Annotated in this window: 29 protein-coding genes; 12 read left to right on the top strand and 17 right to left on the bottom strand. The window is 65.1% G+C overall.

All coding sequences use genetic code 11. The annotated features are described in order from the left end of the window. Positions 1 to 244: 244 nt before the first annotated feature. The gene (locus FFS68_RS09420) at positions 245 to 910 is read right to left on the bottom strand and encodes a DUF4197 domain-containing protein (protein WP_249340104.1); all 666 of its coding nucleotides are present in this window, start codon (positions 908 to 910) and stop codon (positions 245 to 247) included. 199 nt (positions 911 to 1,109) lie between these two features. Between FFS68_RS09420 and FFS68_RS09415 the strand changes: the two genes are divergently transcribed. Then, complete coding sequence (locus FFS68_RS09415) at positions 1,110 to 1,640, top strand: DUF2975 domain-containing protein (protein ID WP_137752938.1); 531 nt, start codon at positions 1,110 to 1,112, stop codon at positions 1,638 to 1,640. Continuing rightward, positions 1,640 to 1,849: a helix-turn-helix transcriptional regulator gene (locus FFS68_RS09410; RefSeq protein ID WP_137752937.1), complete on the top strand. Its 210-nt coding sequence runs from the start codon at positions 1,640 to 1,642 to the stop codon at positions 1,847 to 1,849. Before FFS68_RS09415 ends, FFS68_RS09410 begins: the two co-directional genes overlap by 1 nt. A gap of 28 nt (positions 1,850 to 1,877) precedes the next feature. Here FFS68_RS09410 and FFS68_RS09405 read toward each other — a convergent pair whose 3' ends face one another. Beyond that, entirely contained in the window at positions 1,878 to 3,665 is a 1,788-nt protein-coding gene (locus FFS68_RS09405) for a diguanylate cyclase (RefSeq protein ID WP_137752936.1), read from the bottom strand. 87 nt (positions 3,666 to 3,752) lie between these two features. Next, complete coding sequence (locus FFS68_RS09400; protein WP_137752935.1) at positions 3,753 to 4,364, bottom strand: TetR/AcrR family transcriptional regulator; 612 nt, start codon at positions 4,362 to 4,364, stop codon at positions 3,753 to 3,755. 131 nt (positions 4,365 to 4,495) lie between these two features. Between FFS68_RS09400 and FFS68_RS09395 the strand changes: the two genes are divergently transcribed. Beyond that, positions 4,496 to 5,938 carry a carotenoid oxygenase family protein gene (locus FFS68_RS09395; RefSeq protein ID WP_137752934.1) on the top strand — a complete coding sequence of 481 codons (1,443 nt, stop codon included), beginning with the start codon at positions 4,496 to 4,498 and terminating at the stop codon, positions 5,936 to 5,938. Here FFS68_RS09395 and FFS68_RS09390 read toward each other — a convergent pair. Further along, on the bottom strand, positions 5,859 to 6,710 hold the full coding sequence (locus FFS68_RS09390) for an NTP transferase domain-containing protein (protein WP_137752933.1): 852 nt from the start codon (positions 6,708 to 6,710) through the stop codon (positions 5,859 to 5,861). The two genes, FFS68_RS09395 and FFS68_RS09390, sit on opposite strands and share 80 nt — an antisense overlap. Continuing rightward, a complete protein-coding gene (locus FFS68_RS09385) occupies positions 6,707 to 7,735 on the bottom strand; it encodes a phosphoribosylglycinamide synthetase (RefSeq protein ID WP_137752932.1) in 1,029 nt (342 codons plus the stop codon). The genes FFS68_RS09390 and FFS68_RS09385 overlap by 4 nt, the downstream gene beginning before the upstream one ends. Before the next feature lie 14 nt (positions 7,736 to 7,749). Between FFS68_RS09385 and FFS68_RS17870 the strand changes: the two genes are divergently transcribed. Together FFS68_RS17870 and FFS68_RS09380 are read left to right on the top strand one after the other, a co-directional pair. Continuing rightward, a complete protein-coding gene (locus FFS68_RS17870; RefSeq protein ID WP_171003799.1) occupies positions 7,750 to 7,920 on the top strand; it encodes a hypothetical protein in 171 nt (56 codons plus the stop codon). Positions 7,921 to 8,124: 204 nt separating this feature from the next. Beyond that, complete coding sequence (locus tag FFS68_RS09380; RefSeq protein ID WP_137752931.1) at positions 8,125 to 9,075, top strand: hypothetical protein; 951 nt, start codon at positions 8,125 to 8,127, stop codon at positions 9,073 to 9,075. A 119-nt stretch (positions 9,076 to 9,194) separates the two neighbouring features. Here FFS68_RS09380 and rplL read toward each other — a convergent pair whose 3' ends face one another. Both rplL and rplJ read right to left on the bottom strand, forming a co-directional pair. Continuing rightward, positions 9,195 to 9,566 (bottom strand): 50S ribosomal protein L7/L12, encoded by a 372-nt coding sequence (rplL, locus tag FFS68_RS09375; RefSeq protein ID WP_077032120.1) that lies wholly within the window; start codon positions 9,564 to 9,566, stop codon positions 9,195 to 9,197. A 58-nt stretch (positions 9,567 to 9,624) separates the two neighbouring features. Beyond that, a complete protein-coding gene (gene rplJ, locus FFS68_RS09370; RefSeq protein ID WP_137752930.1) occupies positions 9,625 to 10,140 on the bottom strand; it encodes a 50S ribosomal protein L10 in 516 nt (171 codons plus the stop codon). A 413-nt stretch (positions 10,141 to 10,553) separates the two neighbouring features. Here rplJ and FFS68_RS09365 point away from each other — a divergent pair, with 413 nt between their 5' ends. From FFS68_RS09365 to FFS68_RS09355, 3 genes are all read left to right on the top strand, one after another. Continuing rightward, positions 10,554 to 11,159, top strand: coding sequence for a PadR family transcriptional regulator (locus FFS68_RS09365; protein WP_249340103.1), 606 nt, complete (start codon positions 10,554 to 10,556; stop codon positions 11,157 to 11,159). Further along, entirely contained in the window at positions 11,159 to 11,485 is a 327-nt protein-coding gene (locus FFS68_RS09360; protein WP_137752928.1) for a DUF2218 domain-containing protein, read from the top strand. The genes FFS68_RS09365 and FFS68_RS09360 overlap by 1 nt, the downstream gene beginning before the upstream one ends. Positions 11,486 to 11,550: 65 nt before the next feature. Further along, positions 11,551 to 11,868: a zf-TFIIB domain-containing protein gene (locus FFS68_RS09355; RefSeq protein WP_212742340.1), complete on the top strand. Its 318-nt coding sequence runs from the start codon at positions 11,551 to 11,553 to the stop codon at positions 11,866 to 11,868. Between the two features lie 143 nt (positions 11,869 to 12,011). Here FFS68_RS09355 and FFS68_RS09350 read toward each other — a convergent pair whose 3' ends face one another. The 3 genes from FFS68_RS09350 to FFS68_RS09340 all read right to left on the bottom strand — a co-directional run bounded on the left by FFS68_RS09350 (position 12,012) and on the right by FFS68_RS09340 (position 14,421). Next, positions 12,012 to 13,409: an amino acid permease gene (locus tag FFS68_RS09350; RefSeq protein WP_137752927.1), complete on the bottom strand. Its 1,398-nt coding sequence runs from the start codon at positions 13,407 to 13,409 to the stop codon at positions 12,012 to 12,014. Positions 13,410 to 13,487: 78 nt separating this feature from the next. Beyond that, the gene (locus tag FFS68_RS09345; protein ID WP_137752926.1) at positions 13,488 to 14,129 is read right to left on the bottom strand and encodes a YoaK family protein; all 642 of its coding nucleotides are present in this window, start codon (positions 14,127 to 14,129) and stop codon (positions 13,488 to 13,490) included. A 4-nt stretch (positions 14,130 to 14,133) separates the two neighbouring features. Further along, entirely contained in the window at positions 14,134 to 14,421 is a 288-nt protein-coding gene (locus tag FFS68_RS09340) for a 4a-hydroxytetrahydrobiopterin dehydratase (RefSeq protein ID WP_137752925.1), read from the bottom strand. A 51-nt stretch (positions 14,422 to 14,472) separates the two neighbouring features. On the opposite strand from FFS68_RS09340, the gene FFS68_RS09335 reads away from it, so the two are divergent. From FFS68_RS09335 to FFS68_RS09325, 3 genes are all read left to right on the top strand, one after another. Next, positions 14,473 to 14,904, top strand: a complete 432-nt coding sequence (locus tag FFS68_RS09335) for a metallopeptidase family protein (RefSeq protein ID WP_137752924.1) — start codon at positions 14,473 to 14,475, stop codon at positions 14,902 to 14,904. Then, on the top strand, positions 14,901 to 15,485 hold the full coding sequence (gene ccmA / locus FFS68_RS09330) for a heme ABC exporter ATP-binding protein CcmA (RefSeq protein WP_137752923.1): 585 nt from the start codon (positions 14,901 to 14,903) through the stop codon (positions 15,483 to 15,485). The genes FFS68_RS09335 and ccmA overlap by 4 nt, the downstream gene beginning before the upstream one ends. A gap of 115 nt (positions 15,486 to 15,600) precedes the next feature. Continuing rightward, positions 15,601 to 16,248 (top strand): heme exporter protein CcmB, encoded by a 648-nt coding sequence (locus FFS68_RS09325; protein WP_137752922.1) that lies wholly within the window; start codon positions 15,601 to 15,603, stop codon positions 16,246 to 16,248. Between the two features lie 596 nt (positions 16,249 to 16,844). Here the strand turns inward: FFS68_RS09325 and rplA are convergent. The 7 genes from rplA to FFS68_RS09285 form a co-directional block, all read right to left on the bottom strand. Then, positions 16,845 to 17,543, bottom strand: coding sequence for a 50S ribosomal protein L1 (rplA, locus tag FFS68_RS09315; RefSeq protein ID WP_137752921.1), 699 nt, complete (start codon positions 17,541 to 17,543; stop codon positions 16,845 to 16,847). A 4-nt stretch (positions 17,544 to 17,547) separates the two neighbouring features. Further along, positions 17,548 to 17,979 (bottom strand): 50S ribosomal protein L11, encoded by a 432-nt coding sequence (rplK, locus tag FFS68_RS09310; protein WP_120218097.1) that lies wholly within the window; start codon positions 17,977 to 17,979, stop codon positions 17,548 to 17,550. 154 nt (positions 17,980 to 18,133) lie between these two features. Then, positions 18,134 to 19,063 (bottom strand): acyl-CoA thioesterase domain-containing protein, encoded by a 930-nt coding sequence (locus FFS68_RS09305; protein WP_137752920.1) that lies wholly within the window; start codon positions 19,061 to 19,063, stop codon positions 18,134 to 18,136. A 196-nt stretch (positions 19,064 to 19,259) separates the two neighbouring features. Further along, on the bottom strand, positions 19,260 to 19,796 hold the full coding sequence (gene nusG, locus FFS68_RS09300; RefSeq protein WP_037516051.1) for a transcription termination/antitermination protein NusG: 537 nt from the start codon (positions 19,794 to 19,796) through the stop codon (positions 19,260 to 19,262). Between the two features lie 35 nt (positions 19,797 to 19,831). Then, positions 19,832 to 20,029, bottom strand: coding sequence for a preprotein translocase subunit SecE (gene secE / locus FFS68_RS09295; RefSeq protein ID WP_137752919.1), 198 nt, complete (start codon positions 20,027 to 20,029; stop codon positions 19,832 to 19,834). A 158-nt stretch (positions 20,030 to 20,187) separates the two neighbouring features. Beyond that, on the bottom strand, positions 20,188 to 21,540 hold the full coding sequence (locus FFS68_RS09290; RefSeq protein ID WP_171003798.1) for an MFS transporter: 1,353 nt from the start codon (positions 21,538 to 21,540) through the stop codon (positions 20,188 to 20,190). A gap of 82 nt (positions 21,541 to 21,622) precedes the next feature. Next, positions 21,623 to 22,258 carry a TetR/AcrR family transcriptional regulator gene (locus tag FFS68_RS09285; protein ID WP_137752917.1) on the bottom strand — a complete coding sequence of 212 codons (636 nt, stop codon included), beginning with the start codon at positions 22,256 to 22,258 and terminating at the stop codon, positions 21,623 to 21,625. Between the two features lie 110 nt (positions 22,259 to 22,368). Between FFS68_RS09285 and FFS68_RS09280 the strand changes: the two genes are divergently transcribed. After that, entirely contained in the window at positions 22,369 to 23,529 is a 1,161-nt protein-coding gene (locus FFS68_RS09280; protein ID WP_137752916.1) for an efflux RND transporter periplasmic adaptor subunit, read from the top strand. Positions 23,530 to 23,543 lie beyond the last annotated feature (14 nt).

The following is a 23,543-nucleotide window of genomic DNA, read 5'->3' as shown; positions in this document are numbered from 1 at the left end:
CCAAATCCTCTCCCCTTGAGGGAGAGGATAGCGCAGCTTGCTCCGCAGGAGCTAGCGAAGCTTGGAGAGGGGATGAGCCGCAAGCGGGCGTAAACCCCCTCTCAACTGCGGCTAGGCAGCAAGCTGCCAAGCCTTCGTATCTCTCCCTCAAGGGGAGAGAATAAGAACATCCTACGTCCGCAATCGGTCGCAAGCTACCGTTTCCTCTTTTCGTCACCCCGGACTTGATCCGGGATCCAGACGCCTAAAACACCCCCTTCAACAACCCCGCCGGATTGCGCCGCAGCGCCGCTTCCTCGCCCGCCATATAATGGAATATGCCCTTTAACGCCTGCTCGGTCACCGACCGGGTCAACCCGTCGCGCGTCAGTCCCGCCGACGCCATCAGCGAATTGCCCTTCGCCAGCTGGTCGAGCTGGCGATAGGCGCCGACATTCTCCAGCGCCGATCCGATCAGCGGCGACACTTTTGTGAACAGCACGCCGCCCGCGCTCGTCTGCAGATAGCGCGTCGCGCCATCCTTTTTCGACACCAGAGCCGGCGCATCGGTCCAGCGCAGATTGTCGATCGCGGCGCGAAAGATCGGCTTCGCCTCGCCCGCCGCCTGCCCGCCGGCATCGTTCAGGCTTTTGGTCAGGTTGGTGGTGAGCCCCAGCTTGTCGCCAACGCCGAACAGCTTCGACGCCAATTTGCCGCCCGCCCCCGGCAACAGGATACGCACCGCGGTGTCGCGGTAAAATGCGCCCGGTTGCGCCAATTTGTCGAGCGCCCCGTCCGACGCGCCGCCGATCAGTCCCTTCACCCCGCCGCGCGGCAATTTCGCCAGCGCCCACGGCGCCTGCGCCAGCGCCGCCATGCCCACCGCGGCCGCCAACACCATCCGCCGCGCCATCATCGCATCGCCTTGCATGGCATCCTCCCTTTCGCATGATCCGCCCGCAGACCTAACAGCATTGGCGCCGCCACCAAAGCAGGTTGTCGGCGCCCAGATCGCCCCCGGTCGCGGGTATGCCGCTGATCACGCCCTATTTATTGATAAGCGATATATTCTTGACGAAAAGCGATATACAGCATATTGATATTCAATATATCACATATTGGAGTTCGATATGACAAGCCCATCTAGCCAACCGGTCCTGCTGATCACCCGCGCGGTGATCCTCTTGATCATGGGTCTCATCGCCGTCGCCGCGACCATTCTCGTCGCCACGGCGGCAATCCTGCCCTTTTACTGGACCGAGGTGGCGCAGCAGATCGCGGTCGAAAAGCCCGGGCTCGATGCCGCGGCGCTCTATCCATGGCTCTATGTCGTCTTTGCGCTTGGCCTGGTGGCGCTGCTGCTCATCCTGACCATCATGCGCAAATTGTTGGCGATCGTCGGCAGCGTCGCGCTGGGCGATCCGTTCGCGATGGCCAATGCGGTGCGGCTCAAAGCCATCGGCTGGCTGATGGTCGCCCTGCAACTGATCGGCATCCCGCTGTCGCTCGCCGCGGGCGAGGCGGCCGACCTGTTCGGCCGTAATAACGTCGGCTTCGACTTTTCGCTCAACGCGGTCTTGTCGATCCTGCTCGTTTTTGTCCTCGCCGGCATCTTCGAACAGGGCGCCGCGATGGGCGACGAGCTGGAAGGAACCGTCTGATGCCCGTGATCGTCAAGCTCGACGACCTGCTCCACGACCGGCGCATGACGCTGACCGAACTGGCCGACCGCGTCGACATCACGCTCGCCAATCTGTCGATCCTGAAAACCGGCAAGGCCAAGGCGATCCGCTTCTCGACCCTCGCCGCCATCTGCACCGCGCTCGAGTGCCAGCCCGGCGACCTGCTGACCGTCGACCCGGGGGGCTAAGCCGCCAACGACCAAGGCGGGACGCCTTTTACGCCGCCATGCGCAACCGGTTCCGTCCGTCGCGTTTTGCCATATAGAGCGCCTTGTCGGCGCGCTGGAGCAGGTCTTCGACGCTTGCCTCGCCGGCATAGACCGCCAGCCCGATGCTGACCGTGACCCCCGGCAAACCAGCGGCCGCGCCGTCGGTATCGGCCTGAACCGCCTTGCGCACCCGTTCGGCGACCAGTTCGGCCGACAGCGCGCTGCGACCCTGCAAGATGCAGACAAATTCCTCGCCGCCGAACCGGCCGACCATGTCATCCTCGCGCAGCGACGCCTTGGCGCGCTGGCCGACGCGGCGGATCACCTTGTCGCCAGTGGCGTGGCCGTGCAGGTCGTTGATCTGCTTGAAATGATCGATGTCGAAAATCGCGACCGCCAGCGGCGCGCTGTCCTGCGTCGCGTTCCGCAATGCCTGGTCGAGGAACGCCAGCGTGTGGCGGCGGTTCGGCAGCCCGGTCAGCATGTCGGTGTTGGCGACCCGTTCGGCCGCGCTGCGCGCCGCCTCCAGCACACGGGCATTTTCGACCGTCTCGGTGACGTCCTGGACGGTCCCGAAAATCCCGATCGCCTTGCCGCCGCGGCTCTTGTCAATCGACCCGTGCGATTTCACATGCCGGACTTCACCGTCGGCGCGCAGAATCCGGCCCTGAAACACGAACGGTTCGCCCGACCGGACCGCGTCGGCCAACGTCTTTTGCACCGCCACCCGGTCGTCGGGCAGATATTGCGCGACGCTGTAATCGACATCGACCGGCATCCCGGGCTCCAGCCCATGGACGCGATAGGTCTGGTCCGACCACTGGATCGTCCAGCGCACCAGGTCGACGCGCCAATGACCGACCAGCGCCGCCGCCTCGGCCTGCAACAGCCAGCGGTTGCTCTGTTCCAGCCGCTTCGCCAGCCGCCGTTGCACCACCAGCAGCGCGGCGAGCGGCAGCGCGACGAACAGCATCGTCACCAGATAGAATTGCAGGAACAGCACCTCGACCTTTTGCGTCGCGTCCATCGCGGCAATCGGTCCATGGCCCTGCCCGGTCAGCAACGCCGCGATGATCGCGACGATCAACATCCCCGCCGCGGCGCCGAACGGCCCCAGCCGGTACGAGGCAACAATGACCGCGACGCACGGCGCGAAAGTGGCGGGGAATTCGGACTGCGAAAAGGACACGCCGGTAACAAAGGCCGCCACGGTCAACAGCGCGATCGCTTCGGCTTTCATCGCCGTCGGCACATTGTTCAGTGCGTTCGATCGCACCATCCGCGCCAGCATCACGATCGGCGGGGTGACGATCAGCATTCCCAGCGCCACCGTCGTCATCCACGACAGAAAGAAATCGAGCCCGTTGCCGGTCAATATCGCGGCCATGCCCGCGCTCGCCGCGCTTGCGATCAGGGCTGCGAAGCAAAAACTCCCGACCGCGCGCGGCCCCATGAACGATATTTCGCCGGGTTCGCGGCGCCGCACCAGCCACAGCGCAATCGCCGCCTCGGCGGCGTTTGCGGTGGTGTAGGCGGCGGCGGTCGCCGCCTCGATCCCCTGGGTCATGTTGGCGCCGATGCTCGCCGCCGCCATGCCGGCAAAGGCGGCGAGGCGCGCGTGCGCCGGCATCAACAGCAACAGCGCCAAAAGATAGCCGCTGGGCGGCCAGATGGCGGCGATATTGTCGGCGCCCTTGGTCGCGTGCAGCGACAGGTTCGCGAGCAGGAAATATCCGGCTGCGGTCAGGAGGAACCAGAATATCGCCTCGACGCGGGGGGATAGCGACCGGGTCATCAGACCAGATAGCCGAAAAGAGGGAAAGAAACCGCTAACATATCGCCGCCTCCCCCTGTTTATCGCGCGATCAGTTCGCGTCGCCCCTCAATCGATGCCGCCAAAGGTCAGGCCGACCACCTTGTCGACCATCGCTTCGTCCCATTCCAGCCGCCGGTCGAGGATCAACATCGCCAGGCCATGGACCAGCGCCCAGGCGTGCAGCGCCGCCGTATCGGGGTTTTCGACCCCCGGCAACGCCTCTCCCACCCCGGCGCGGAGCAGGTTATAGGCCACTTCGCCGCCGTCGCCGCCGACATTGGCGTGGCGCGCCGACATCTGCCGCGTAAAGCTCAGGCGGAACAGCGCGGGCTCGTCGTGGGCAAAGCGGACATAGGTTATGCCCGTTGCCTTGAACCCATTGCGCCCGCCCCCGGCCTTCAGCCACGCCTGTGCCTGCCGCGCGCCGAGGCGCCGCAGCCCTTCGTCGGCGAGCGCGTCGAGCAACGCTTCCTTGTCCGGAAAGTGGCGGTAAAGCGCGGTTGCGCTGACCCCGACGTCGCGCGCCAGCGCGCGCAGGCCCAGCTCGCCATCGTCGCCCGCCTCCAGCCGTTTCAGCCCCGCCGCGATCACCGCCGCGCGCAGGTCGCCATGATGATAAGCGCCCGCCGCTTTCGCGCCGTCGCTTTTTATGTTGACACTGTTATCTTGTTCGATCATGTTGTCACCGTAAACATTACGAGTCGCCAGCGCAACCCCCACGCTGGCCGGAGGCCAGTTTATCCCGAGCGGCCGGCCTGCCGGCCAGCCGAGGGGCGGCACTTTCGCCAACATCCGTAAGGAGCAATATCATGGCAAGCAACGTCGAAACCCTCATCCGCGGCGCGGTGACCAAAGGCATCGGCAAGGTCGCCGACTTCAACCGCAAGCGCCTGCCCCGCCCGACCGACGCGCACCCCTTCCTCACCGGCATCCACCAACCGATGACCGAGGAACTGACGCTCGAAGGGCTGCGCGTCGAAGGCGAGATCCCCGCCGCGCTGACCGGCCGCTATCTGCGCAACGGCCCCAACCCTGCCGTCGCCCCCGATCCCGCCAGCTATCACTGGTTCACCGGCGCGGGCATGGTCCACGGCATCCGCATCGAAGGCGGCAAGGCCGACTGGTATCGCAATCGCTGGGTGCGCGGCGCCGAAGCCTGCGAAATGCTGGGCGAGGCGCTGCCCCCCGGCCCGCGCGAAGGGCGCAACGATGCCCCGAACACCAATGTCGTCGGTCTCGCCGGCCGCACCTTCGCGATCGTCGAAGCGGGCGGCAAACCTGTCGAGCTGGGCTATGAGCTGAACACCATCGCGCACAACCCGTTCGACGGCACCCTCGTCGGCGCCTACACCGCCCATCCGCACCACGACCCCGTCACCGACGAAACGCACGCGATCACTTATCGCGGCGACGAGCCGAACAAGGTCTGGCACGTCGTGATGGACAGCAACGCGCACGTCATCCGCGAAGAGGCCATCGCGATCAGCGACGGCCCCTCGATCCACGACTGCGCGATCACCGCAAATTACGCGTTGGTTTTCGACCTGCCGGTCACCTTCTCGATGAAGATGCTGCTCGCGGGCTATCGCTTTCCCTATGCGTGGAATGACGCCCACCCGGCGCGCGTCGGCCTCCTCCCCAGGAAAGGCAGCGGCGATACGATCGTCTGGGTGCCGGTCGAGCCCTGCTATGTCTTTCACCCCGCCAATGCGTATGAAACCGCGGACGGCAAGGTGATCGTCGATGTTGTGGCGCATGAGACGATGTTCGCGAGTTCCAAGCGCGGCCCGGACAGCGAGCGGTCACGGATGGAACGCTGGACGATCGACCCCGCCGCCGGAACGACGACGCGCGCCGTCCTTCACGATCATCCCCAGGAATTCCCGCGCTATGACGAGCGACTGACGACGCGGCCCTATCGCTACGCCTATTCGGTTGCGCTACCCGATCGCGCGACCACCGAGATGGAAATTGCCGACACCAGATTGTTTCGTCACGATCTCGATCGCGGTACGACCGCCATCCACGATTTCGGCCCCGGCCGCCACCCCGGCGAATTCGTGTTCGTCCCGCGCAGCGCCAATGGCGCCGAGGATGACGGCTGGCTGATCGGCCTGGTCGTCGACATGAACGACCAGACGACCGCGCTGGTTATCCTCAACGCCGATGATTTTACCGGGTCACCGCAAGCTGTCGTGCATCTGCCGCACCGGGTTCCGCCCGGCTTTCACGGCAACTGGGTTGCGGACTGACGCGCACCATCAGCGCCTCGGTCACGCGCAGCGACCGTTCATTGTCGACATCGATCGCCGTCGCCCCGTTGCTCACCAGCAGCGGGGCGACTTCGAGATTCAGGTGCCGCGAAATACGCGCGAAGATATGGTGGATCGGTCCGAGGCCGAAACGAAAGCGCAGCAAATTGATCAGCCCGAAAGCCTGCATCACCCGCAGCGGCTTTTTGACGAACTGGCCGCCGCCGCGAAACGCCTCGGTCGCCTTCAGCGCGCCAGGATGACTGATCCAGTAAGCATTGCAGTTCGACACCGCGACGTCCGAAAATTCGTAAAAGCGCCGCTGGCCTTCGGGGTGCACCGCAAGGACATCCTCGCGCCGCGCCAGCGCCACCCCCGCCTCGACGTAGAGACGCGCGGCCTCGGCGCCGATTTCGGCGATCGTTTCGGGCGTCAGCAGACAATTGTCGGCGGTCGTGATCAACAGCGGGAAACTGGCGACGCCTGCCACCGCCAGAACCGAGTCCGCCAGATTGTCCGCGGCGGGAACAACGATCAGGCGGTTGCCCAACAATTTGATCACCGGGTCATTCAGCTCGGCGAGCAAACCCAAGTGGTGGGTGGATATGAATATCTGCTTGGCCGCGCTACGCGCCGCGCTGCTCAGCACATGCGCGATCATCGGCCGCCCGGCCACGGGGACGAGGCATTTGTCGGCGACGCCATGAGCCGCAGCCAACGCATCGACCGCCCCCGGCCGACGACCCGCGAGGATCAGGATCGCGCCGATCATGCCGCGTCGCGCCGCGCGATCGCCGGAGCGATCTGACGGATCATGCTTTCGGCGACGATCGTTTCGATCAGCGCCGCGTGGGTGAAGCCCGCGATCGCCGCAGAGCGCGCGAACAGCTTTTCCGACCACAGGTTACAGTTGAGATTGACCTCGAGCAGCCGCACGTCGCCGGTCGCCTGATCGACGCGGAATTCGAAGCGGCCATAGTCGAAGGGACGAAACACATCGGCCATGCGGCGGGTATATTCGACGACCTGGCGGCTGATCAGCGGATCGTCGAGGCGCTTGATGCAATAGCCGACGTTACCGACCAGATCGCGCTTTTCCTGATAGGTGCGCAGCTGGGTGGGATCGTCTTGCTCGAAAATCATCATCGGCAGCATCGCGGGCTCGTCGTCCAGCGTGATCACCGGCACTTCGATATCGCTGCCGTCGATGAAGGGTTCGACGAGCGCGTCATGGTCGAGCGCGTGGATCTCGGCGATCGACTGCGCCAGTTCGACGCGGTCGTGCGCGTCGCGGACGCCCCATGACGCCGAGCTGTTGTTCGGTTTGATCACCCAGCGCCGGGCGGGCGGACAGCGCGCCACGTCGATCGGCGCGCCGCGGCGGAACAGCGCCCACGGCGCGGTCGGCACCCCGCGTGCCGCGGCCTCCAGCTTGGTCAGATGCTTGTCGTCGGACAGCCCCCGCACGATCGGCGAAGCGCCCAGATAGGGCAGGCCATGCTGGTTGCACAGCAAGGGCAGCAGCATTTCCGAATTGAAAAAGCCGCCGCGATTGAGCAGCGGGAAGACGAAATCGGCAGCGGGCCGATCGAACAGTGCGGCATAACTGTCCGCGATCAGCAACTCGATCCCCAGCTCCTCGAGCGTCTCGCGCATTTCGCGGTGATACAGCGCGTGATTGCCGTCGTCGGCATGCAGACCGCCGGTCCAGCGGGCGTGCTTGGCGATGAACAACAGGCGCTGCGTTTCACGCAGATGGGTCGGCAGCCGGGTGGGTGCAAGATCGGTCGTTTTCATGGCCCGCGTTGACCATGGCGAAGTTGCGCCGCGATGACGAAATGGTGACGCCGGACGACGCCAAACCGCAAAGCCATTGTCATTTTTGTATTTCACACCTGAAAAACTTGGCCTTTTTCGACCTATCGCTCCACGGCCGCGCCATGCGTCCGGTCGCAAACCCGGTCGCTGCGCGCGACCAATAGCGGCGGAATCTTCGCCATGCCGTTCGGCAGCCACGGCTCGTCCCGGAAAGGGAGACGCTCGGGCAGCGGTTTTCCGGCGCGGTTCGTTCGTCCTTCACTATGATGAAAAATATCGCCCTCTCCCGCCCCGCCACGAGCGCGATTGCCGCGTTCCTGGTTCTGTCCACCCCCAGTGCTTTCGCTCAGGAAGCGCCCACCATCACGATGACCCCGCCGGTCGCTGCGCCGACGGCACCGACACCGCAAACCCCGCCCACCGTCGCCGAGCCGAGCGCGCCCGCCCCCGTGGCGGCGCCGCAGACCGCTGCCCCGGCGCCGGTCATCCGGGTGCCGCTCGACATCGCACCGGTTGAAAGCACGGCAACGCCGCCGCCGACGCCGCGCGCGGAAACGCCCGCTCCGGCCCGCACGGCGCGTACCGCTCCGCGTGTTCGCCCCGCTGCCGCCGCGCCGGTGGCCGTTGCGGCAGCCGCCGCGCCGGTAGCCGACACAGCGCCGCCCGCGAACATCACGCCGATCGCCGCACCGATGGCGCTCCCTGCCGAACCGGCGGTTGACGCCGCGCCGCTGCCCGCCGAAACGGCGACCGCAGCGACCGCAGCGACGAGCGATTTCCCTTGGGAGATCGCTGGCGGCGCCGCGGCGCTGCTCATCGTTGGCGGTGCCGGCCTCGCCTTTGCCCGTCGTCGCCGTGCATCCGGCGCGGTTGCTGAGGACGCTCCGGTTCAGCGCCATGCGCCAGTGATGGCGGCTGCTCCGGCGGCCAGCGACGCCGAGCCCTGGATCAGTCCCGCCTATGCACCGACGCCGCGTGCGCAGACCCCCTCGGCCCCGCGCACCACCCCGGCATTTGCCGCCGCGCCGAGCGGCAGCATGGGACGTCACGAAGCCATGGCCATGGCTGGCCCGACGCCGGACAATCCGTTCGCGACGCTGAACAAGCGTCTGAAGCGCGCCCGCTTTCTCGATCGCCAGGAACGCGTCGCCTACGACGATACGCTGAGCGCGCAGAAGGATATGACGCGCAAGCCGGTTAGCGCGTGGGAGATCGCCCAGCGCCCCGCCCCAGCGTTGCAGGAACAGGAAGTGCGTCGTCCCGAACCCACGCGCGGCAGCGTCACCACGACGTTCCGTCCGGGATATTCCAACCGCTAATCCCGATATTCCGCGGCGGTCCCTCGCCGCACAAAAAAAAGGGCGGTGCCTCGCGGCGCCGCCCTTTTCTTTTGTCCTGGAGCCCGGCCGGATGAACCGGCCGGTTCCTGCCAACCGAATTACTTCAGTTCGACAGTCGCGCCGGCTGCTTCGAGACGCTTCTTGAGCTCCTCAGCTTCAGCCTTGTTGACGCCTTCCTTGATGGCCTTCGGTGCGCTTTCGACGAGCGCCTTGGCTTCGCCGAGGCCCAGACCGGTGATCGCGCGAACTTCCTTAATCGCGTTGATCTTGTTGCCGCCGTCACCCGTCAGGATGACGTCGAATTCGGTCTGCTCTTCAGCAGCCGGGCCAGCAGCGGCAGCAGCCGGAGCGGCAGCAACGGCAGCAGCAGCCGAAACGCCCCACTTTTCTTCGAGCATCTTCGACAGGTCAGCCGCTTCGAGGACGGTCAGCGTCGACAGTTCTTCAACGATCTTTGCAAGATCAGCCATGTTCATTCTCCATCAGAACCGGGATGTCCCGGCAGTAAGTTTCAAAGGTAGTTCGAAATCACGCTGCTTCTTTGGCGGCATATGCGCCAAAAACCCGCGCCAACTGGCCCGCCGGAGCTGCGGCAATCTGCGCAACCTTGGTAGCCGGAGCCTGCACCAGACCAATGATCTTGGCGCGCAGCTCGTCGAGCGAGGGAAGCGAAGCCAGCGCCTTCACGCCATTCACGTCGAGCACCACGTCGCCCATGCCGCCGCCAACGATTTCAAGTTTGTCGTTGGTCTTGGCAAATTCCACCGCGATCTTTGCCGCCGCGACCGGATCGGTCGAGGTTGCCAGGGCGGTGGGGCCGGTCAGCAGTTCGCCGATCCCGCCATAGGACGTGCCGTCGAGCGCGATTTTGGCAAGACGGTTCTTCGTGACGCGAAAGTCGGCTCCTGCGTCGCGCATTTGCTGGCGCAGCACCGTCGACTGAGCGACGGTCATGCCCAGGTTGCGGACGACCACAACCGAGGCAGCTGATGCCAGCGTAGCGTTCAGCGAGGATACGGCTTCGGCCTTTTCCGTACGATCCATGCCTATACTCCACTCTGTGCCCGGATGCGCCCACGCCGAAACGCACGCGCCGCCGGGCGGCTAAAAAACGCAGATACAGGCGCGAGCCAAGGCTCACCTGCATTTGCGTTGGCGATGTCCGAAGGGGTCGGTCAAGACGCGTCGCCTGAACACGCAGGCGGGCGACCGAAAAAGACTGTTCCCCGTCTCGGCTGGAAATTAAGCAGGGCAAATCCCCTGCACCAACTGTCTCGGACGGAATTGCCACAAGCGAACCCGCGGCAACACGGGGGCGCTATTAGCCGGAAACGGCCGGAAGTCAAGGCGCGGGGCGGAAGTTGGCGAAAGTGTCGCGCAGCGTGCAATCGCCCTCTTGCAAAGTTCGCTTTAAGATATATCGTAGACGCATCAAGAATCACTCAAAAGGAATGATAATGATTTTTTATGCGAAAATGAATGGCCGCGGTTGTGGCGGGCGGCATGCGATGCATCGCGGCGCCGGACGCGGCTTTGGCCATGGCTTCGGGCACGGCTTTAGCGGCCGACGCGGTGGCGGCGGCCGGGGCGAGCGCGGCGGACGGCAACGGATGTTCGACAGCGGCGAGCTGCGGCTGGTGCTGCTCAAGCTGATCGCCGACGAACCGCGCCACGGATACGACCTGATCCGCCAGATCGAGGAGTTGACCGGGGGCGCCTATGCGCCCAGCCCCGGGGTCATCTATCCGACGCTGACGATGCTCGATGACATGGGCCAGATCGAAGCGCAGCAGAGCGAGGGCGCCAAAAAGCTGTTCGCGATCACCGATGCCGGACGCGCCGAGCTGGCAGCCAACACCGAAACCGTCGATGCCGCGATGGCGCGGCTGACCGCGGTCGGCGAAGAAACGCAGCGCACCGATTCGGCATCGATCCGCCGCGCGATGGGCAATCTGCGCCAGGTACTGCTCGACCGGCTGAGCGACCGCGACCTCGACAAGGCGGCGCTGCACGACATTGTCGCGCTGATCGACGAGGCGGCGCAAAAGATCGAGCGGCTGTGATGGCGGTCAGCGCCATCGCGGCGGTGCCGACCGCCCACGCCAGCAAATATCTGCAACAGCTGTGCAAGCACTGGCAGCATAATTTGCCCGTCAACTTCACCGCCGACCGCGGCACCGTGACCTTTCCGAAGGACGCCCGCGGCGCCGACTGGCCGGACGATGCGCTGGTGACTTTCGACGCCGGACCCGACGCCCTGTCGGTCCGCATCGACGCCAGCGTCGCCGCGCAGCTGGAAGGATTGCAGGGCGCCGTCGCGCGGCACCTCGACCGCTTTGCCTTTCGCGAGGCACCCTTGCCGTTTGACTGGAAAACGCCATCTAGGTGAGGCGGAACGCGCGGCGCCCCTGCTGCGTTGAACCCGGCGTTACCCCCCGAAGGAAAGGAAAATCCGTGACCGATGCCCCAGGGCTGCTTTGCCCGACCTGCCGCGTGAATTTGACGATGTCGGAGCGACAGGGAATCGAGATCGATTATTGCCCGCAATGCCGCGGCGTGTGGCTGGACCGCGGCGAGCTCGACAAGATCATCGAGCGCAGCGAAGCGGCGGCGGCCCCTGCCCCGCGCGCGTCGGCACCGCCACCTCCGCCGCAGCAGCCCTATCAGCAGCCGCCGCAGTATCGCGAGCAGGGGCACGACGACCGCTATTACGGCAGCAAGCCGTACAAGAAGAATTACAAGAAGAGCTTTTTGAGCGAGTTGTTCGACTGAGCGCGGACCCCAAGCCTCGACGAACCTCTTCTACTCTCTCGATTCGTCATTGCGAGCGAAGCGAAGCAATCCAGAGCGGTTTACGCCACCTCTGGATTGCCGCGTCGCTTCGCTCCTCGCAATGACGAAGATTTATGCTCCAGCTACCCGACCACTGCATTCCGCCGGGCGTAGAGAAAATAGACCCCCAGCCCGCCGACATTCCACACCAGGAACCACAGCTGCGTCTGCGCCGGCAGGCTGTAGAAGAGGTAGAGGCAGCCGCCGATCGCGCCGAGGCCGACTACCCATGGCAATGGCGCACGGAAGGTGCGCGGCGCATCGGGCGCCCGGACGCGCATGATCAGCATGCACAGCGACACCGCGATGAACGCCGCCAGCGTTCCGGCATTGGCCAGCGCCGCCAGCTCGCCGAGCGGGATGAAGCCCGCCAGCACCGCGACGACAAGCGCGGTGAAGATGGTGATCCGCACCGGCGTCCCGCGCGACGACAGCTTGGCCAGGCTGGCGGGAAGCAACCCGTCGCGCGCCATGGTGAAAAAGATGCGGCTCTGGCCATAGAAAAAGGCGAGGATGACGGTCGGCAACGCGATGATCGCCGACACCGCGAGATATTGCGCCGCCAGCGGGCTGCCCAGTTCGCGCAGGATCAGCGCCAGCGGTTCGGGGCTGTTGGCAAAGCGGGTGTAGGCGATGGCGCCGACCGCAGCGACTGCGACCGCGATATAGATGACGACGCAGACGAACATCGACCCGACGATCCCGATCTTGAGGTCGCGGTCGGGGTTGCGCGTTTCCTCAGCCGCGGTGGCAATGGCGTCGAAGCCGTAAAAGGCGAAAAAGATGATCGCCGCGGCGGCCATCACACCGCGCTCTACGCCGTCGGGGCCCATATGCTTGGCAAATCCATAGGGGCTGAAGGGTTCGAGATTGGCGGCGTTGAAGGCGGGGAGCGCGACCGCGACAAAGATCACCAGCGCGATGACTTTGACGACCACGAGGGTCGCGTTGAGCGTCGCGCTTTCGCGCGTGCCGACGAGCAGCAGGCCCGCCACCACCGCGATGATCGCGATCGCGGGCAGATTGACGATACCGCCAAGTTCCGGCCCCTGCATCAACGCCATCGGCACCCCGGCCCACGCCTCCAGCAACGGCGCGGCATAGCCCGACCAGCCGACCGCGACCGCGCTGACCACCAGCGAATATTCGAGGATCAGGCTCCACCCGACCACCCATGCGATCAGTTCGCCGATGACGACATAGCTGTACGTATAGGCGCTGCCCGACGCGGGGATCATCGTCGCCATTTCGGCATAAGCGAGCGCGGCGCAGGCGCAGATCAGCCCGGCGATCGCGAAGGACAGGATGACCGAGGGCCCCGCCTTGTCTGCGCCAACCCCGATGAGGGTCAGGATGCCGGTGCCGACAATCGCGCCGACGCCGAGCGCGATCAGATGCGGCCAGCCAAGCGTGCGGGCGAGCCCATGCCCCTCCTGCTGTTCCGGAACGATCGGTTTACGGCGCAACAGGCTGTTGGTCATGTAGTCGGCTCCCCATTGTTACTTTATTGCGGTCGTTTGGAACGGATCATGCGCGAAGGCAAGGCCCGAGCGATGGGCCTATACGGTTCGCCGGACGATCCAGCCCGCGCGGAGCGCGAGCGCCGCGGCCAGCCCCACCGCCAGCACATAAGCCAGCGGCGGCGACCAGAGCACAGCGCGCGCGCCAAGCAACGCGCCGCCGACCAGCGCCGCCCACAAACCGAAATGGTGCAGCCAGCGGCGATCGCCCTCGCCGCGCAGGGCATTGGCCATTTTCTGCCCCATCTGCACCAAAGTGCCGGTCATATAGGTGACCCCGACCACCGCCCCGTCGCGGCCCGCGATGGCGGCATTGGCAATACCCATCGCGAGCGCGAGCGACAGGATTGCTCCCCAAGCCTCACCGTCGAGCCGCAGCGTGGTTGCAATTGCCAGCAAGATGGTCACGCCGAGCAGCACGGCGGGGGTCCGCCGCCGTCCGGCGTGCGCGCCAACCAGCGCCCCCGCCACGACGCCCGCGACAAAGACCGCGATGATGATCGCGGCGACGAGCGCCGCGTGCTGTCCCTCGGCCAGCCCGACCGCGAGCCGGGTAGAATTGCCGGTCATGAACGACACAAAAAAACCCGCCGATTCGACGAAACCGATCGCATCGACAAACCCCGCGAGGATCGCGACCCCGACGGCGAGCAGCTGATGCGACGGGTCAAAGCGGATCATGCGATCAGAGCAGCCGCTCGATCGCTTCGGCCAGCCGCGCATCGCGTTCTGACAACCCATCGGCGTCGTGCGTCGTCAGCAATATGTCGACGCGGTTATAGATGTTCGACCATTCGGGGTGATGGTCCATTTTTTCGGCGATGATGGCAACGCTGGCCATAAAGCCGAACGCCTGCGCGAAGTCGGCGAATTTGAAGCGGCGGGTGATCGCGTCGCGCGCCGGTTCGTGCGCCCAGTCGGGGAAACGCGCGAGCAAGGCGGTGCGGGCGTCGTCGTCGAGTTTCTGGACCATGATTGTTCTCCCGCTGGTAAAGGCCGTGCGCCCGCCATAAGGAAGGGCGCGATGAGCGACAAGTCTGCCCTGCCCCCCGCCCTGTCTGGCATCTGGACCGGAACCGCGCCCGACGCCGATGCGCTGTTCGCCATGGCCGAGGCGGCGCTGGCGACGATGCCCGATGTGTTCAAGCCGCATATCGAGGGCGTGGTGATCGCCATCGAGGAGTTTGCCGACGACGCGGTACTGAAATCACTCGACATCGAGCATCCTTATGAGCTGACCGGCCTGTACGAAGGCCGCCCGCTGACCGAACGCAGCGTCAGCGAAAGCGGCGGGATGCCCGACCGGGTGACGCTGTACCGCGTGCCGATCCTGGTCGAGTGGATCGAGACCGGCGAGCGGCTCGACCGGCTGGTCCGCCATGTGCTGATCCACGAGATCGGACATCATTTCGGCTTTTCGGACGATGATATGCACGCGCTGGAAGATATGGCGTGAGCGAGTTGCTGCGGCTCGACAATGTGGCGTGTATTCGCGGCGACCGGCTGCTATTTGAAAATCTGTCGCTGGCGCTCAATCCCGGCGCGGCGCTGTGGCTGCGCGGCCCCAATGGCGCGGGCAAATCGAGCCTGATCCGTCTGGCCGCGGGATTGCTGCACGCGGCGGCGGGGACGGTCGAGCGCCGCGGGCGCAGCGCGCTGATCGACGAAGCCTCGGCGCTCGACCCCGAACTGCCGCTGCGCCGCGCGCTCGATTTCTGGGCGCGGGTCGATACCGTCGATGGCCATGCCGTCGACCGCGCGATGGCGGCGATGGCGCTGGCGCCGCTGAGCGACGTACCGGTCGCAATGCTGTCGACCGGGCAACGCAAGCGCGCCGCGATGGTGCGCGTGATTGCGAGCGGGGCGCCGATCTGGCTGCTCGACGAGCCTGCCAACGGCATGGACGATGCGGCGCAGGCGCGGCTCGTCATGGCGATCGCGGCGCATCGGGCGAATGGCGGCGCGGTGCTGCTAGCGTCGCATTTTGCGCTGGGGGGCGATGATCTGGCTGAGCTCGATATGGGGGCGACGGCATGACGATTCATCCGTCATTGCGAGCGAAGCGAAGCAATCCCCAGCTGTCGATCTTGCACGAGGTCGATAGCTGGGGATTGCTTCGTCGCTACGCGCCTCGCAATGACGAGGAATGCGCATGACCACCCTCCTCGCCCTGTTCTGGCGCGACCTGCGTCGTGCTTGGGGCAGCGGGGCGCTGTGGTTGCCGGTGCTGTTCTTCTTGCTCGTCGCCACCGCCTTTCCTTTTGCGGTGGGACCGGATGCGCCGTTGCTGCGCCGCGCGGGCGGCGGGATGGTGTGGGTCGCGGCGTTGCTCGCGGCATTGCTACCGATCGACCGGCTGGTGCGGCCCGACCGCGATGCCGGAGTGCTCGACCAGCTCGCGGTGCGCGGGATCGCCGACGAAGTGATTGCGACGGTGAAGATCATCGCACACGCCATCGCTTTTGGGCTGCCGTTGATGATCGCGCTGCTCCCCGCAGCGGCGTTGCTGGCGCAGGATGCGGCGCGGGTGGACGTGCTGGCGGTCGGCATTGCGATTGCGATCCCGGCGCTGGCGTCGCTGGCGGTGCTGAGCGCGGCGCTGACCGCGGGGCTGAAAGGAGGGAACGCGATCGGCGGGCTGCTGGTGCTGCCGCTCGCGGTGCCCCTGCTGATCTTTGGCGCCGGAATGCTCGACCCGTCGGGACGCGGGGCGATGAAGTTGCTGGCCGCGACGAGCTTGCTGCTGACGATGATCGGGCCGTTCGCGGCGGGCGCGGCGATGCGGGGGCTGCGCGAGTAAACGTCTCTCTCAATCCCGTTCGCATCGAGCGAAGTCGAGATGCCCCTCAGGCGCGGCGCTATCTCGATGGGTGTCTCGACTTCGCTCGACACGAGCGGAAATGGGGCGTGGCTGCTTTCGACCGATCACAGACCTCCGATTTCGTCATCCCGGACATGATCCGGGACCCATCCGCCCTCGCGGCATAGCGCGGCGCAAGAGGTCATGGACCCCGGATCAAGTCGGGGGTGACGACGGCAGGATGTCCGCTCCCCACCCCAAAGCAGGCGTCGCCTTCAAAAAGGCCTTTCCTACATTATTCCGCTGTGCCAGCCTTCATCCCGCTCTTTCATTTGGTGGATAAAGCGGTCGCTGCCCGGCTTGCCGGTACGACCATGGCGGGGCGTGTCGGCGCGTCCAGCACGACGCGAGGTCCAAATCGGGGTGCGCACAGGGCTGAACTTTACTGAACTTTGGAATATCACGCAGCCCTTGCGCCGACCGGACCGGCCCCGCGACGACAAAAGGAGGCCATGGCCGTCCGCCACCCCCAGACCAGCCCATAAGAAAAGGGCCGGAGTTTCCCCCGGCCCTTCCCTAAATCATGTGCGCTTCGATCAGGTGCCGGTCACGTCGGCCGTATCGACCTTCACGCCCGGGCCCATCGACGACGACAGCGCGATCTTGCGGACATATTTGCCCTTCGCGCCGGCCGGCTTCGCCTTGACGATCGCATCGACGAAGGCGTCGAAGTTCTGGCGGAGCTTTTCCTCGCCGAACGACAGCTTGCCCAGGCCGGCGTGGATGATGCCGACCTTTTCGACGCGAAATTCGATCTGACCGCCCTTGGCGGCCTTCACGGCTTCGGCGACGTTCGGGGTCACGGTGCCCAGCTTCGGGTTCGGCATCAGGCCCTTCGGACCCAGCGTCTTGCCGAGGCGGCCGACGATGCCCATCATGTCCGGCGTCGCGATGACGCGGCCATAGTCGAGGTTGCCCGCGAGCATGTCTTCCATCAGGTCTTCGGCACCGACCTTGTCGGCGCCGGCGGCCAGCGCCTTGTCGGCGTTGTCGCCGCGTGCGAACACGGCAACCTTGACGTCCTTGCCGGTCCCGGCGGGCAGCGTCACGACGCCGCGGACCATCTGGTCGGCGTGGCGCGGGTCGACGCCCAGGTTCATCGCGATTTCGAGCGTTTCGTCGAACTTGGCCGAGGCCAGCTCGCGCACGGTCTTGAGCGCTTCGTCGACGGTGTGCAGCTTGAGGCTGTCAACCTTGCCCTCGAGGGATTTCTGCTTTTTGGTCAGCTTTGCCATCGGATCAGCCCTCCGTCACTTCGAGGCCCATCGAGCGCGCGCTGCCCTCGATGATCTTCGTCGCTTGTTCCAGATCGTTCGCGTTGAGATCCTTCATCTTGATCTCGGCGATTTCGGTCAGTTTCGAGCGGGCGATCTTGCCGCCGCTGATCTTGCCCGGCTCTTTCGAACCCGACTTCAGGTTTGCGGCCTTCTTGATCAGATAGGTCGCCGGGGGGGTCTTCGTGACGAACGAAAAGCTCTTGTCGGCGAACACGGTGATGATGGTCGGGGTCGGGGTGCCTTTTTCCATGCCATCCGTCGCGGCGTTGAACGCCTTGCAGAATTCCATGATGTTGACACCGCGCTGGCCGAGTGCCGGCCCGAGCGGCGGCGAGGGGTTTGCGGTCCCTGCCGGAACTTGCAGCTTGATGTAGCCGCTGATCTTCTTAGCCATGAAGGCCTCCTATCTTTCTGTCGCCCCGGACCCGGTCCGGGGCTCAAAATAAGCGGTCGAACAGAAGGGCATCACCCCTTCCTCCCGCGCGGAATCACGCCCGTATCTGACGCGAAGCGGCGCGCATAAGCGCAAACACCGCGAAAAACAAGCCTTATGCGGGCGGATCGTAGCGCAACAACCCTTCCTGCACCGCCGAGGCGATCAGGGTGCCGTCGCGGCGATAGATCGAACCGCGGTTGATCCCGCGGCTGCCGCCGGTCCAGTCGCTGTCCATCACGAACACGAACCATTCGTCGACGCGGATGTCATTGTGAAACCACATCGCATGGTCGAGGCTGGTCGAAAACAGCCCCGGGGTCGACCAGTTGAGCCCGTGCGGCAGCATCGCCGACGACAACAGCCCCATATCGGAGGCAAAGGCGAGGAAGGCGCGGTGCACCAGCGGGTCGTCGCCGATCGATGCGGCGACGCGGAACCATTGATAATGCTGGGTCGCCTTCGCCGATGCAGGCGGACGGTGGTTGCGCAGCTCAAAGGGCCGCCGCCGCGCCATATGCGCGAACGCCTGATCCGAAATATTCGGATCGGCGGCGATCGTCTCCAGAAAGTCGCGGCATTCCTCGGGCGGCAACAGGTCGGGCATCGGCACCTGATGCGCCAGACCCAGCGCCGGCAGCTGGAACGAGGCGGTGAGGTTGAAGATGACCTTGCCGTCCTGCCGCACGACGACGCGGCGGTTGGCAAAGCTGCGCCCGTCGAAATCGCGGTGGACGCGGAAATGCAGCGGCTTGGTCTCGTCGCCGCCGCGCAGGAAATAGGCGTGGAGCGAATGAACCTCTTTGCCCGCACCGACGGTGCGCGCCGCGGCGACCATCGCCTGCGCGATCACCTGCCCGCCGAAAATCCGCTCGCGCGCGGTGGTCGCGAGCGCCGGAAACGTAAATTCATCGGGTTCGTCGGCGGGGCTCAGATCGAACAGCCGCGCGACCGCGCCGACGACTTTCGCCGCGTCGACGCTGGCGTGAATCTCTCGCGCGCGCTCGATGCGGTCCTGGATTTGATCGGGGGAGAGGATTGTCATCGTGCGGCCCCCTTACCCTCCCCCTTCATGGGGGAGGCAGCGAAACTTGCCAGCTTTGCTGGCTAGTTGCAGCGGAGGGGGTGCGGCTTCAGCCTGAAGCGACGGTGCCAGGACGCACCCTCACCCCCATCCAACTTCGCCTAATCGCTGCGCGATAAGGCTGCGTATCCTTCCCCCATCAAGGGGGAAGGCAAAATCATTTGAAGCGTTCGACCTGTTCGAAGTCGAGCTCGACCGGGGTGGCGCGGCCAAAGATCGACACCGACACCTTGACGCGCGCCTTTTCGAAATCGAGTTCCTCGACCAGCCCGTTGAAGCTGGCGAAGGGTCCATCGAGCACCTTGACCTGATCGCCGATTTCGTAATCGACGCGGATTTCCTGCTTCGGGCGGGCCGCAGCCTCTTCCTTGCTGTTCAGGATGCGCGCGGCTTCGGCTTCGCTGATCGCCTGCGGCTTGCCCATCGAGCCCAGGAAGCCGGTGACCTTCGGCGTGTTCTTGACGAGGTGATAGACATCGTCGGTCATCGTCAGCTTGGCGAGGACGTAGCCGGGGAAGAATTTGCGTTCGGCCTGAACCTTCTTGCCGCGCTTGACCTCGGTGACGGTTTCAACCGGCACTTCGACCGCTTCGACAAAGTCGGTGAGGCCCATGCGTTCGGCTTCGGAAAGCACCGAATCGCGCACCTTGTTTTCGAAACCCGAGTAGGCGTGAATGATGTACCAGCGCGCCATGTGTGTCCGTGTCCTGTCCCTGAAAGCCGCGGCGTTTAGCGCGCGAGCGACGTCAGCCAGCTGACGATCGCGTTGAAAACCGTGTCGACGCCGAAAAAGAACAGCGACAGGATCGTCGTCATGATGAGCACCATGATCGTCGTCTGCACCGTTTCGCGTCCCGTAGGCCAAACGATTTTCCGGGCTTCGGCGCGCACCTGATTGATAAACTCAGCCGGGCTGGTTTTCGCCATGTCGATCGTCCTGTCCTAATATTATTCAGCTTCGGGCCAGATGGGTTGCCATGCCCCGCGCGTCAAGCACGCTTTGGGCAATAGTCCGCCCACCCTCCCCGAGCGTGTCGGCGAAAGGCGGAACGAAAACGGCGCATCTGTCCGAATGACAGCGGCCTTTACTGGCGCGGCGAAGCGATTGCAAGTGCGGGGTCGGCTTCTCGCGCCAGCGCCCGCCGCATCAAGATCAGCAGGCCGACCATGACCATCCAGCTGGCAGTCGGCTGAAGCGCGAACAGCAAATGCAGCTCGCGGGCCGCGGCATCACCGCGGAGCGGGTCGAAGCCGACGAGGTCGAGCAACAGATAGCTGACCGCGATCGCGGCGGCGACGCCGAATTTCTGCATCAGGTTGAGCAGCGCGAACAGAAAGGCCGACCGGCTGCGCCCGCAGCGCGCGGCGTCGCGCGGGATGAGGTCGGCGAGCATCGAATGGGTGAACAAAAGTCCAACGAAACCCGTGCCGAGCATGATCGAAAATCCCGCCGCCTGGCCGACGCCCTTTGGCGGCTGAAACAGCGTCGCGATCAGTAGGCTGGAGATCAGCAACCCCATGGCGATCATCATCGGCGGCTTGCCGTAGCGCCGTGCCAGCACCGTCCAGATCGGCGACGCGATCGCCCCCCCGATAAAGCTGGCGAACAACAGCACCGCGCTCTGCCCGTCGAGATCGAGCACCGCGGCGGCGAAGAAGACGAAGAGCGAGGTCAGCGACCCAAAAGCAAAGCTGTTGAGGAACTGCACCCCGAGCAGCAGCATCAGCGGCGGAAAGGACAGCGATGCGCGAATTTCCTGGCGCCAGCCGATCCCCGGTTCAGCAATCACCGGTCGCGGCGGCACAATGCGGATCGCGATCAGCGCAATCGGCACCATGAGCAGGAACAGGCTGGCATAGGCCATGATCCGCCCCTGCAGGCTGACCCCGGGGATCAGCAACTGCGCCGCCGCCGGTGCGGCAAAGGCGAGGATCAGCGCGATCTTGGCGAACCAGTCGCGCATCCCGTACAGCAGCGCGCTGTCGCGCGGCGTACGCACCAGCGCCGAGCCCCACGACAGTTGCGCGACCTCGTACAGGCTGAAGCTGGAATAAAAGAGCACCATCATCAGGAACAGCGCCGCAAAGGGCAGCTGGTCGCCCACCGTCACCAGCGCGAGCAGCAGCAGCGCCAGCGGCGCCAGCGCCAGCAGCATCCAGCGCCGATGCGCGCCGAGCCCGGTGCGGACGCGGTCGACCATCGTCCCGATCAGCGGATCGACGACGCCGTCCCATATGGTGGTGAGCGAAAAGAGCAGCCCGACCAGCGCCACCGAAATCACCCCGCCCTCGGCAATATAGGGCGGCAAATAGACGCTGAACGGCAGGCCAAGGATCACGGTCGGCCCCGCCGTCGCGGCATAGGCCGCCACGCTCCGCGGCCGCAAGGCAGCGGCTTCGCCGGGCCGGCCAGCCGATGGCAGGGCAGTCGTCGCCAAGTCGCGTTGCTCCCGAAGCGGAAAGCAGCAGGCTTTCAGTTATTGACAGTCATGTCAATAGATGCTGCGGCGGGCAACCTAGCTAAGCGATCTTGAAATGCGACAGAAACGGCTGGAGGCGCCAGTCTAGCTGGTCGTTGTCGAGCCACTCATCCTCGAGCCCAGCCAGTGTGTGGAGCATCGAATCGCCGATCACGATGCTGAGCAGCAGTTTTGCGGCGGCTTCGGGATCGTCGATCCTGGCCTCGCCCGCGGCGGCCCATTTGGCAAACAGCGCCGACATTTCGTCGACCGCCGGGATGTGCAGGTCGCGGTAGATTTGCAACGCGAACTCGCGGTCGCGCAAACTTTCGGAAATCAGCATCCGCATCAGCGCGACGGCGCGCGGCGAGCGCATCATTTCGCACTGGCGGCGTGCGTAGCGGGTCAGCACTTCGGCGTTCGAATGGTGCGGCACCGCGTCGCGATCGACGGGTTCAAGCGCGGTTTCACTGCCCCATCTCGATGCGATGGCATGGAGCAGCCCCTGCTTGTTGCCGAACAATTCATACAGCGTTGCCAGCGATCCGCCCGACCGTTTGACGATTTCAGCGAGGCTGGTGCGTTCATAACCCTGTTCGAGGAACAACGCCTCGGCTGCGTCGAGGATTGCGCCCTGGCGCCGCTCGCGCAGCGACGGCGCCGCCGCCTGACAATCCATCAGTTCGGACTTTATCATCCGTCATTCTCTCCCTTGCGCTTTTCTGTAATCTAAATTACACGCTGCGTTATGCAACGCATTTTTTGCGCCATTCCCGTTTCATAATACATCGATATTCAGAGGTCCTTATGAGTCGCGCTCGTTCCTTTGCAAGCGCCAGCGTCGCCGCGCTGGCCCTGTTTCTGGCATCCTGTTCGGGCGAAGCGCCCCCAGCGCCGCCGCCGCCCGAGGTCAATATCGTGACGATCAGCACCCAAGCGGTGCCGAATGTCATCGAACTGCCCGGCCGCGTCCAGGCGTATCGCACCTCTGAAGTGCGCGCGCGCGTCGATGGCATCGTCGAGCGGCGATTGTTCAACGAGGGCAGTTTTGTATCGGCGGGCACCGCGCTGTTCCGGATCGATCCGCGCCAGCTGAGCGCCAGCGCCAATGCCGCGCGCGCGCAGCTGGCCCGCGCCCAGGCGACCGCCGCCAACGCCCGCCAAGTCGTGAAACGGTACCAGCCGCTGCTCGCCGATCTGGCGATCGGCAAACAGGAATATGACGCCGCGATCGCGCAGCAGCGCACCGCCGAGGCCGATGTCGCGGCGGCGCGCGCCAATCTGGAATCGGCGCGGCTTAACCTGGGTTATGCGACCGTGACGGCGCCGATTTCGGGCCGGGCGCGGCGCGCCGAAGTGACCGAGGGGGCGCTGGTCAGCGCCGGAGCGGGCACCTTGCTGACCACCATCGAACAGATCGACCGCGTCTATGTCAATTTCGGCCAGTCGAGTTCGGACCTGATGGCGATCCGGCGCGATATCGAGGCCGGCAAGCTGAACATTCCGCAGTTCGAGCGGGTCGAAGTACAGCTGATCCTCGAGGACGGCACCCCCTATCCGGTGGTCGGCCATCTCGATTTCCTTGATCTATCGATCGACGAAGCAACCGGCACCGCGGCGTTGCGCGCCGAATTTCCCAATCCGGCCGCGCGGCTGGTCCCCGGGCAGTTCGTGCGCGCGCGCATCCTGGCGGGCAGCCGGCCGAACGGCGTCCTTATCCCGCAGCGCGCGGTCAAGCTGACCGCCGACGCCGCGACGGTGATGGTGCTCGACGCCAAGAACATCGCGACGCCGCGTCCGGTCAAACTGGGGATCATGCAGGCCGGCCTGTGGTCGATCCTGCAAGGGCTGAAACCCGGCGACCGGGTGATCGTCGATGGCCTGCAAAAGGTGCAGCCGGGCCAGCCGGTGCGGGTCGCCAAACCAAAAACCAAAGCCGCGCCCGCCGCCGCGCCGACAAAACGCTAAAGAACGGCCCGACC

This window comes from Sphingopyxis sp. L1A2A (assembly GCF_005502465.1).
Lineage (GTDB): Bacteria > Pseudomonadota > Alphaproteobacteria > Sphingomonadales > Sphingomonadaceae > Sphingopyxis.
The sequence above is the reverse complement of the archived record's forward strand: the minus strand, read 5'-3'. Positions and strand labels throughout refer to the sequence as shown.

Bases quoted from the DNA above. Each gene is read 5' to 3' on its own strand.
- FFS68_RS09395 (WP_137752934.1), top strand. From the start codon at position 4,496: ATGGCAAGCAACGTCGAAACCCTCATCCGCGGCGCGGTGACCAAAGGC.
- rplA (WP_137752921.1), bottom strand. From the start codon at position 17,543: ATGGCAAAGCTGACCAAAAAGCAGAAATCCCTCGAGGGCAAGGTTGAC.
- FFS68_RS09415 (WP_137752938.1), top strand. From the start codon at position 1,110: ATGACAAGCCCATCTAGCCAACCGGTCCTGCTGATCACCCGCGCGGTG.
- FFS68_RS09305 (WP_137752920.1), bottom strand. From the start codon at position 19,063: ATGACAATCCTCTCCCCCGATCAAATCCAGGACCGCATCGAGCGCGCG.
- FFS68_RS09410 (WP_137752937.1), top strand. From the start codon at position 1,640: ATGCCCGTGATCGTCAAGCTCGACGACCTGCTCCACGACCGGCGCATG.
- FFS68_RS09345 (WP_137752926.1), bottom strand. From the start codon at position 14,129: ATGATCCGCTTTGACCCGTCGCATCAGCTGCTCGCCGTCGGGGTCGCG.
- rplL (WP_077032120.1), bottom strand. From the start codon at position 9,566: ATGGCTGATCTTGCAAAGATCGTTGAAGAACTGTCGACGCTGACCGTC.
- FFS68_RS09405 (WP_137752936.1), bottom strand. From the start codon at position 3,665: ATGACCCGGTCGCTATCCCCCCGCGTCGAGGCGATATTCTGGTTCCTC.
- secE (WP_137752919.1), bottom strand. From the start codon at position 20,029: ATGGCGAAAACCAGCCCGGCTGAGTTTATCAATCAGGTGCGCGCCGAA.
- FFS68_RS09365 (WP_249340103.1), top strand. From the start codon at position 10,554: ATGATTTTTTATGCGAAAATGAATGGCCGCGGTTGTGGCGGGCGGCAT.
- FFS68_RS09380 (WP_137752931.1), top strand. From the start codon at position 8,125: ATGACCCCGCCGGTCGCTGCGCCGACGGCACCGACACCGCAAACCCCG.
- FFS68_RS09390 (WP_137752933.1), bottom strand. From the start codon at position 6,710: ATGATCGGCGCGATCCTGATCCTCGCGGGTCGTCGGCCGGGGGCGGTC.
- nusG (WP_037516051.1), bottom strand. From the start codon at position 19,796: ATGGCGCGCTGGTACATCATTCACGCCTACTCGGGTTTCGAAAACAAG.
- FFS68_RS17870 (WP_171003799.1), top strand. From the start codon at position 7,750: ATGGCGAAGTTGCGCCGCGATGACGAAATGGTGACGCCGGACGACGCC.
- FFS68_RS09280 (WP_137752916.1), top strand. From the start codon at position 22,369: ATGAGTCGCGCTCGTTCCTTTGCAAGCGCCAGCGTCGCCGCGCTGGCC.
- FFS68_RS09360 (WP_137752928.1), top strand. From the start codon at position 11,159: ATGGCGGTCAGCGCCATCGCGGCGGTGCCGACCGCCCACGCCAGCAAA.
- FFS68_RS09285 (WP_137752917.1), bottom strand. From the start codon at position 22,258: ATGATAAAGTCCGAACTGATGGATTGTCAGGCGGCGGCGCCGTCGCTG.
- FFS68_RS09420 (WP_249340104.1), bottom strand. From the start codon at position 910: ATGCAAGGCGATGCGATGATGGCGCGGCGGATGGTGTTGGCGGCCGCG.
- FFS68_RS09385 (WP_137752932.1), bottom strand. From the start codon at position 7,735: ATGAAAACGACCGATCTTGCACCCACCCGGCTGCCGACCCATCTGCGT.
- FFS68_RS09350 (WP_137752927.1), bottom strand. From the start codon at position 13,409: ATGACCAACAGCCTGTTGCGCCGTAAACCGATCGTTCCGGAACAGCAG.
- rplJ (WP_137752930.1), bottom strand. From the start codon at position 10,140: ATGGATCGTACGGAAAAGGCCGAAGCCGTATCCTCGCTGAACGCTACG.
- FFS68_RS09400 (WP_137752935.1), bottom strand. From the start codon at position 4,364: ATGATCGAACAAGATAACAGTGTCAACATAAAAAGCGACGGCGCGAAA.
- FFS68_RS09325 (WP_137752922.1), top strand. From the start codon at position 15,601: ATGACCACCCTCCTCGCCCTGTTCTGGCGCGACCTGCGTCGTGCTTGG.
- FFS68_RS09335 (WP_137752924.1), top strand. From the start codon at position 14,473: ATGAGCGACAAGTCTGCCCTGCCCCCCGCCCTGTCTGGCATCTGGACC.
- FFS68_RS09340 (WP_137752925.1), bottom strand. From the start codon at position 14,421: ATGGTCCAGAAACTCGACGACGACGCCCGCACCGCCTTGCTCGCGCGT.
- rplK (WP_120218097.1), bottom strand. From the start codon at position 17,979: ATGGCTAAGAAGATCAGCGGCTACATCAAGCTGCAAGTTCCGGCAGGG.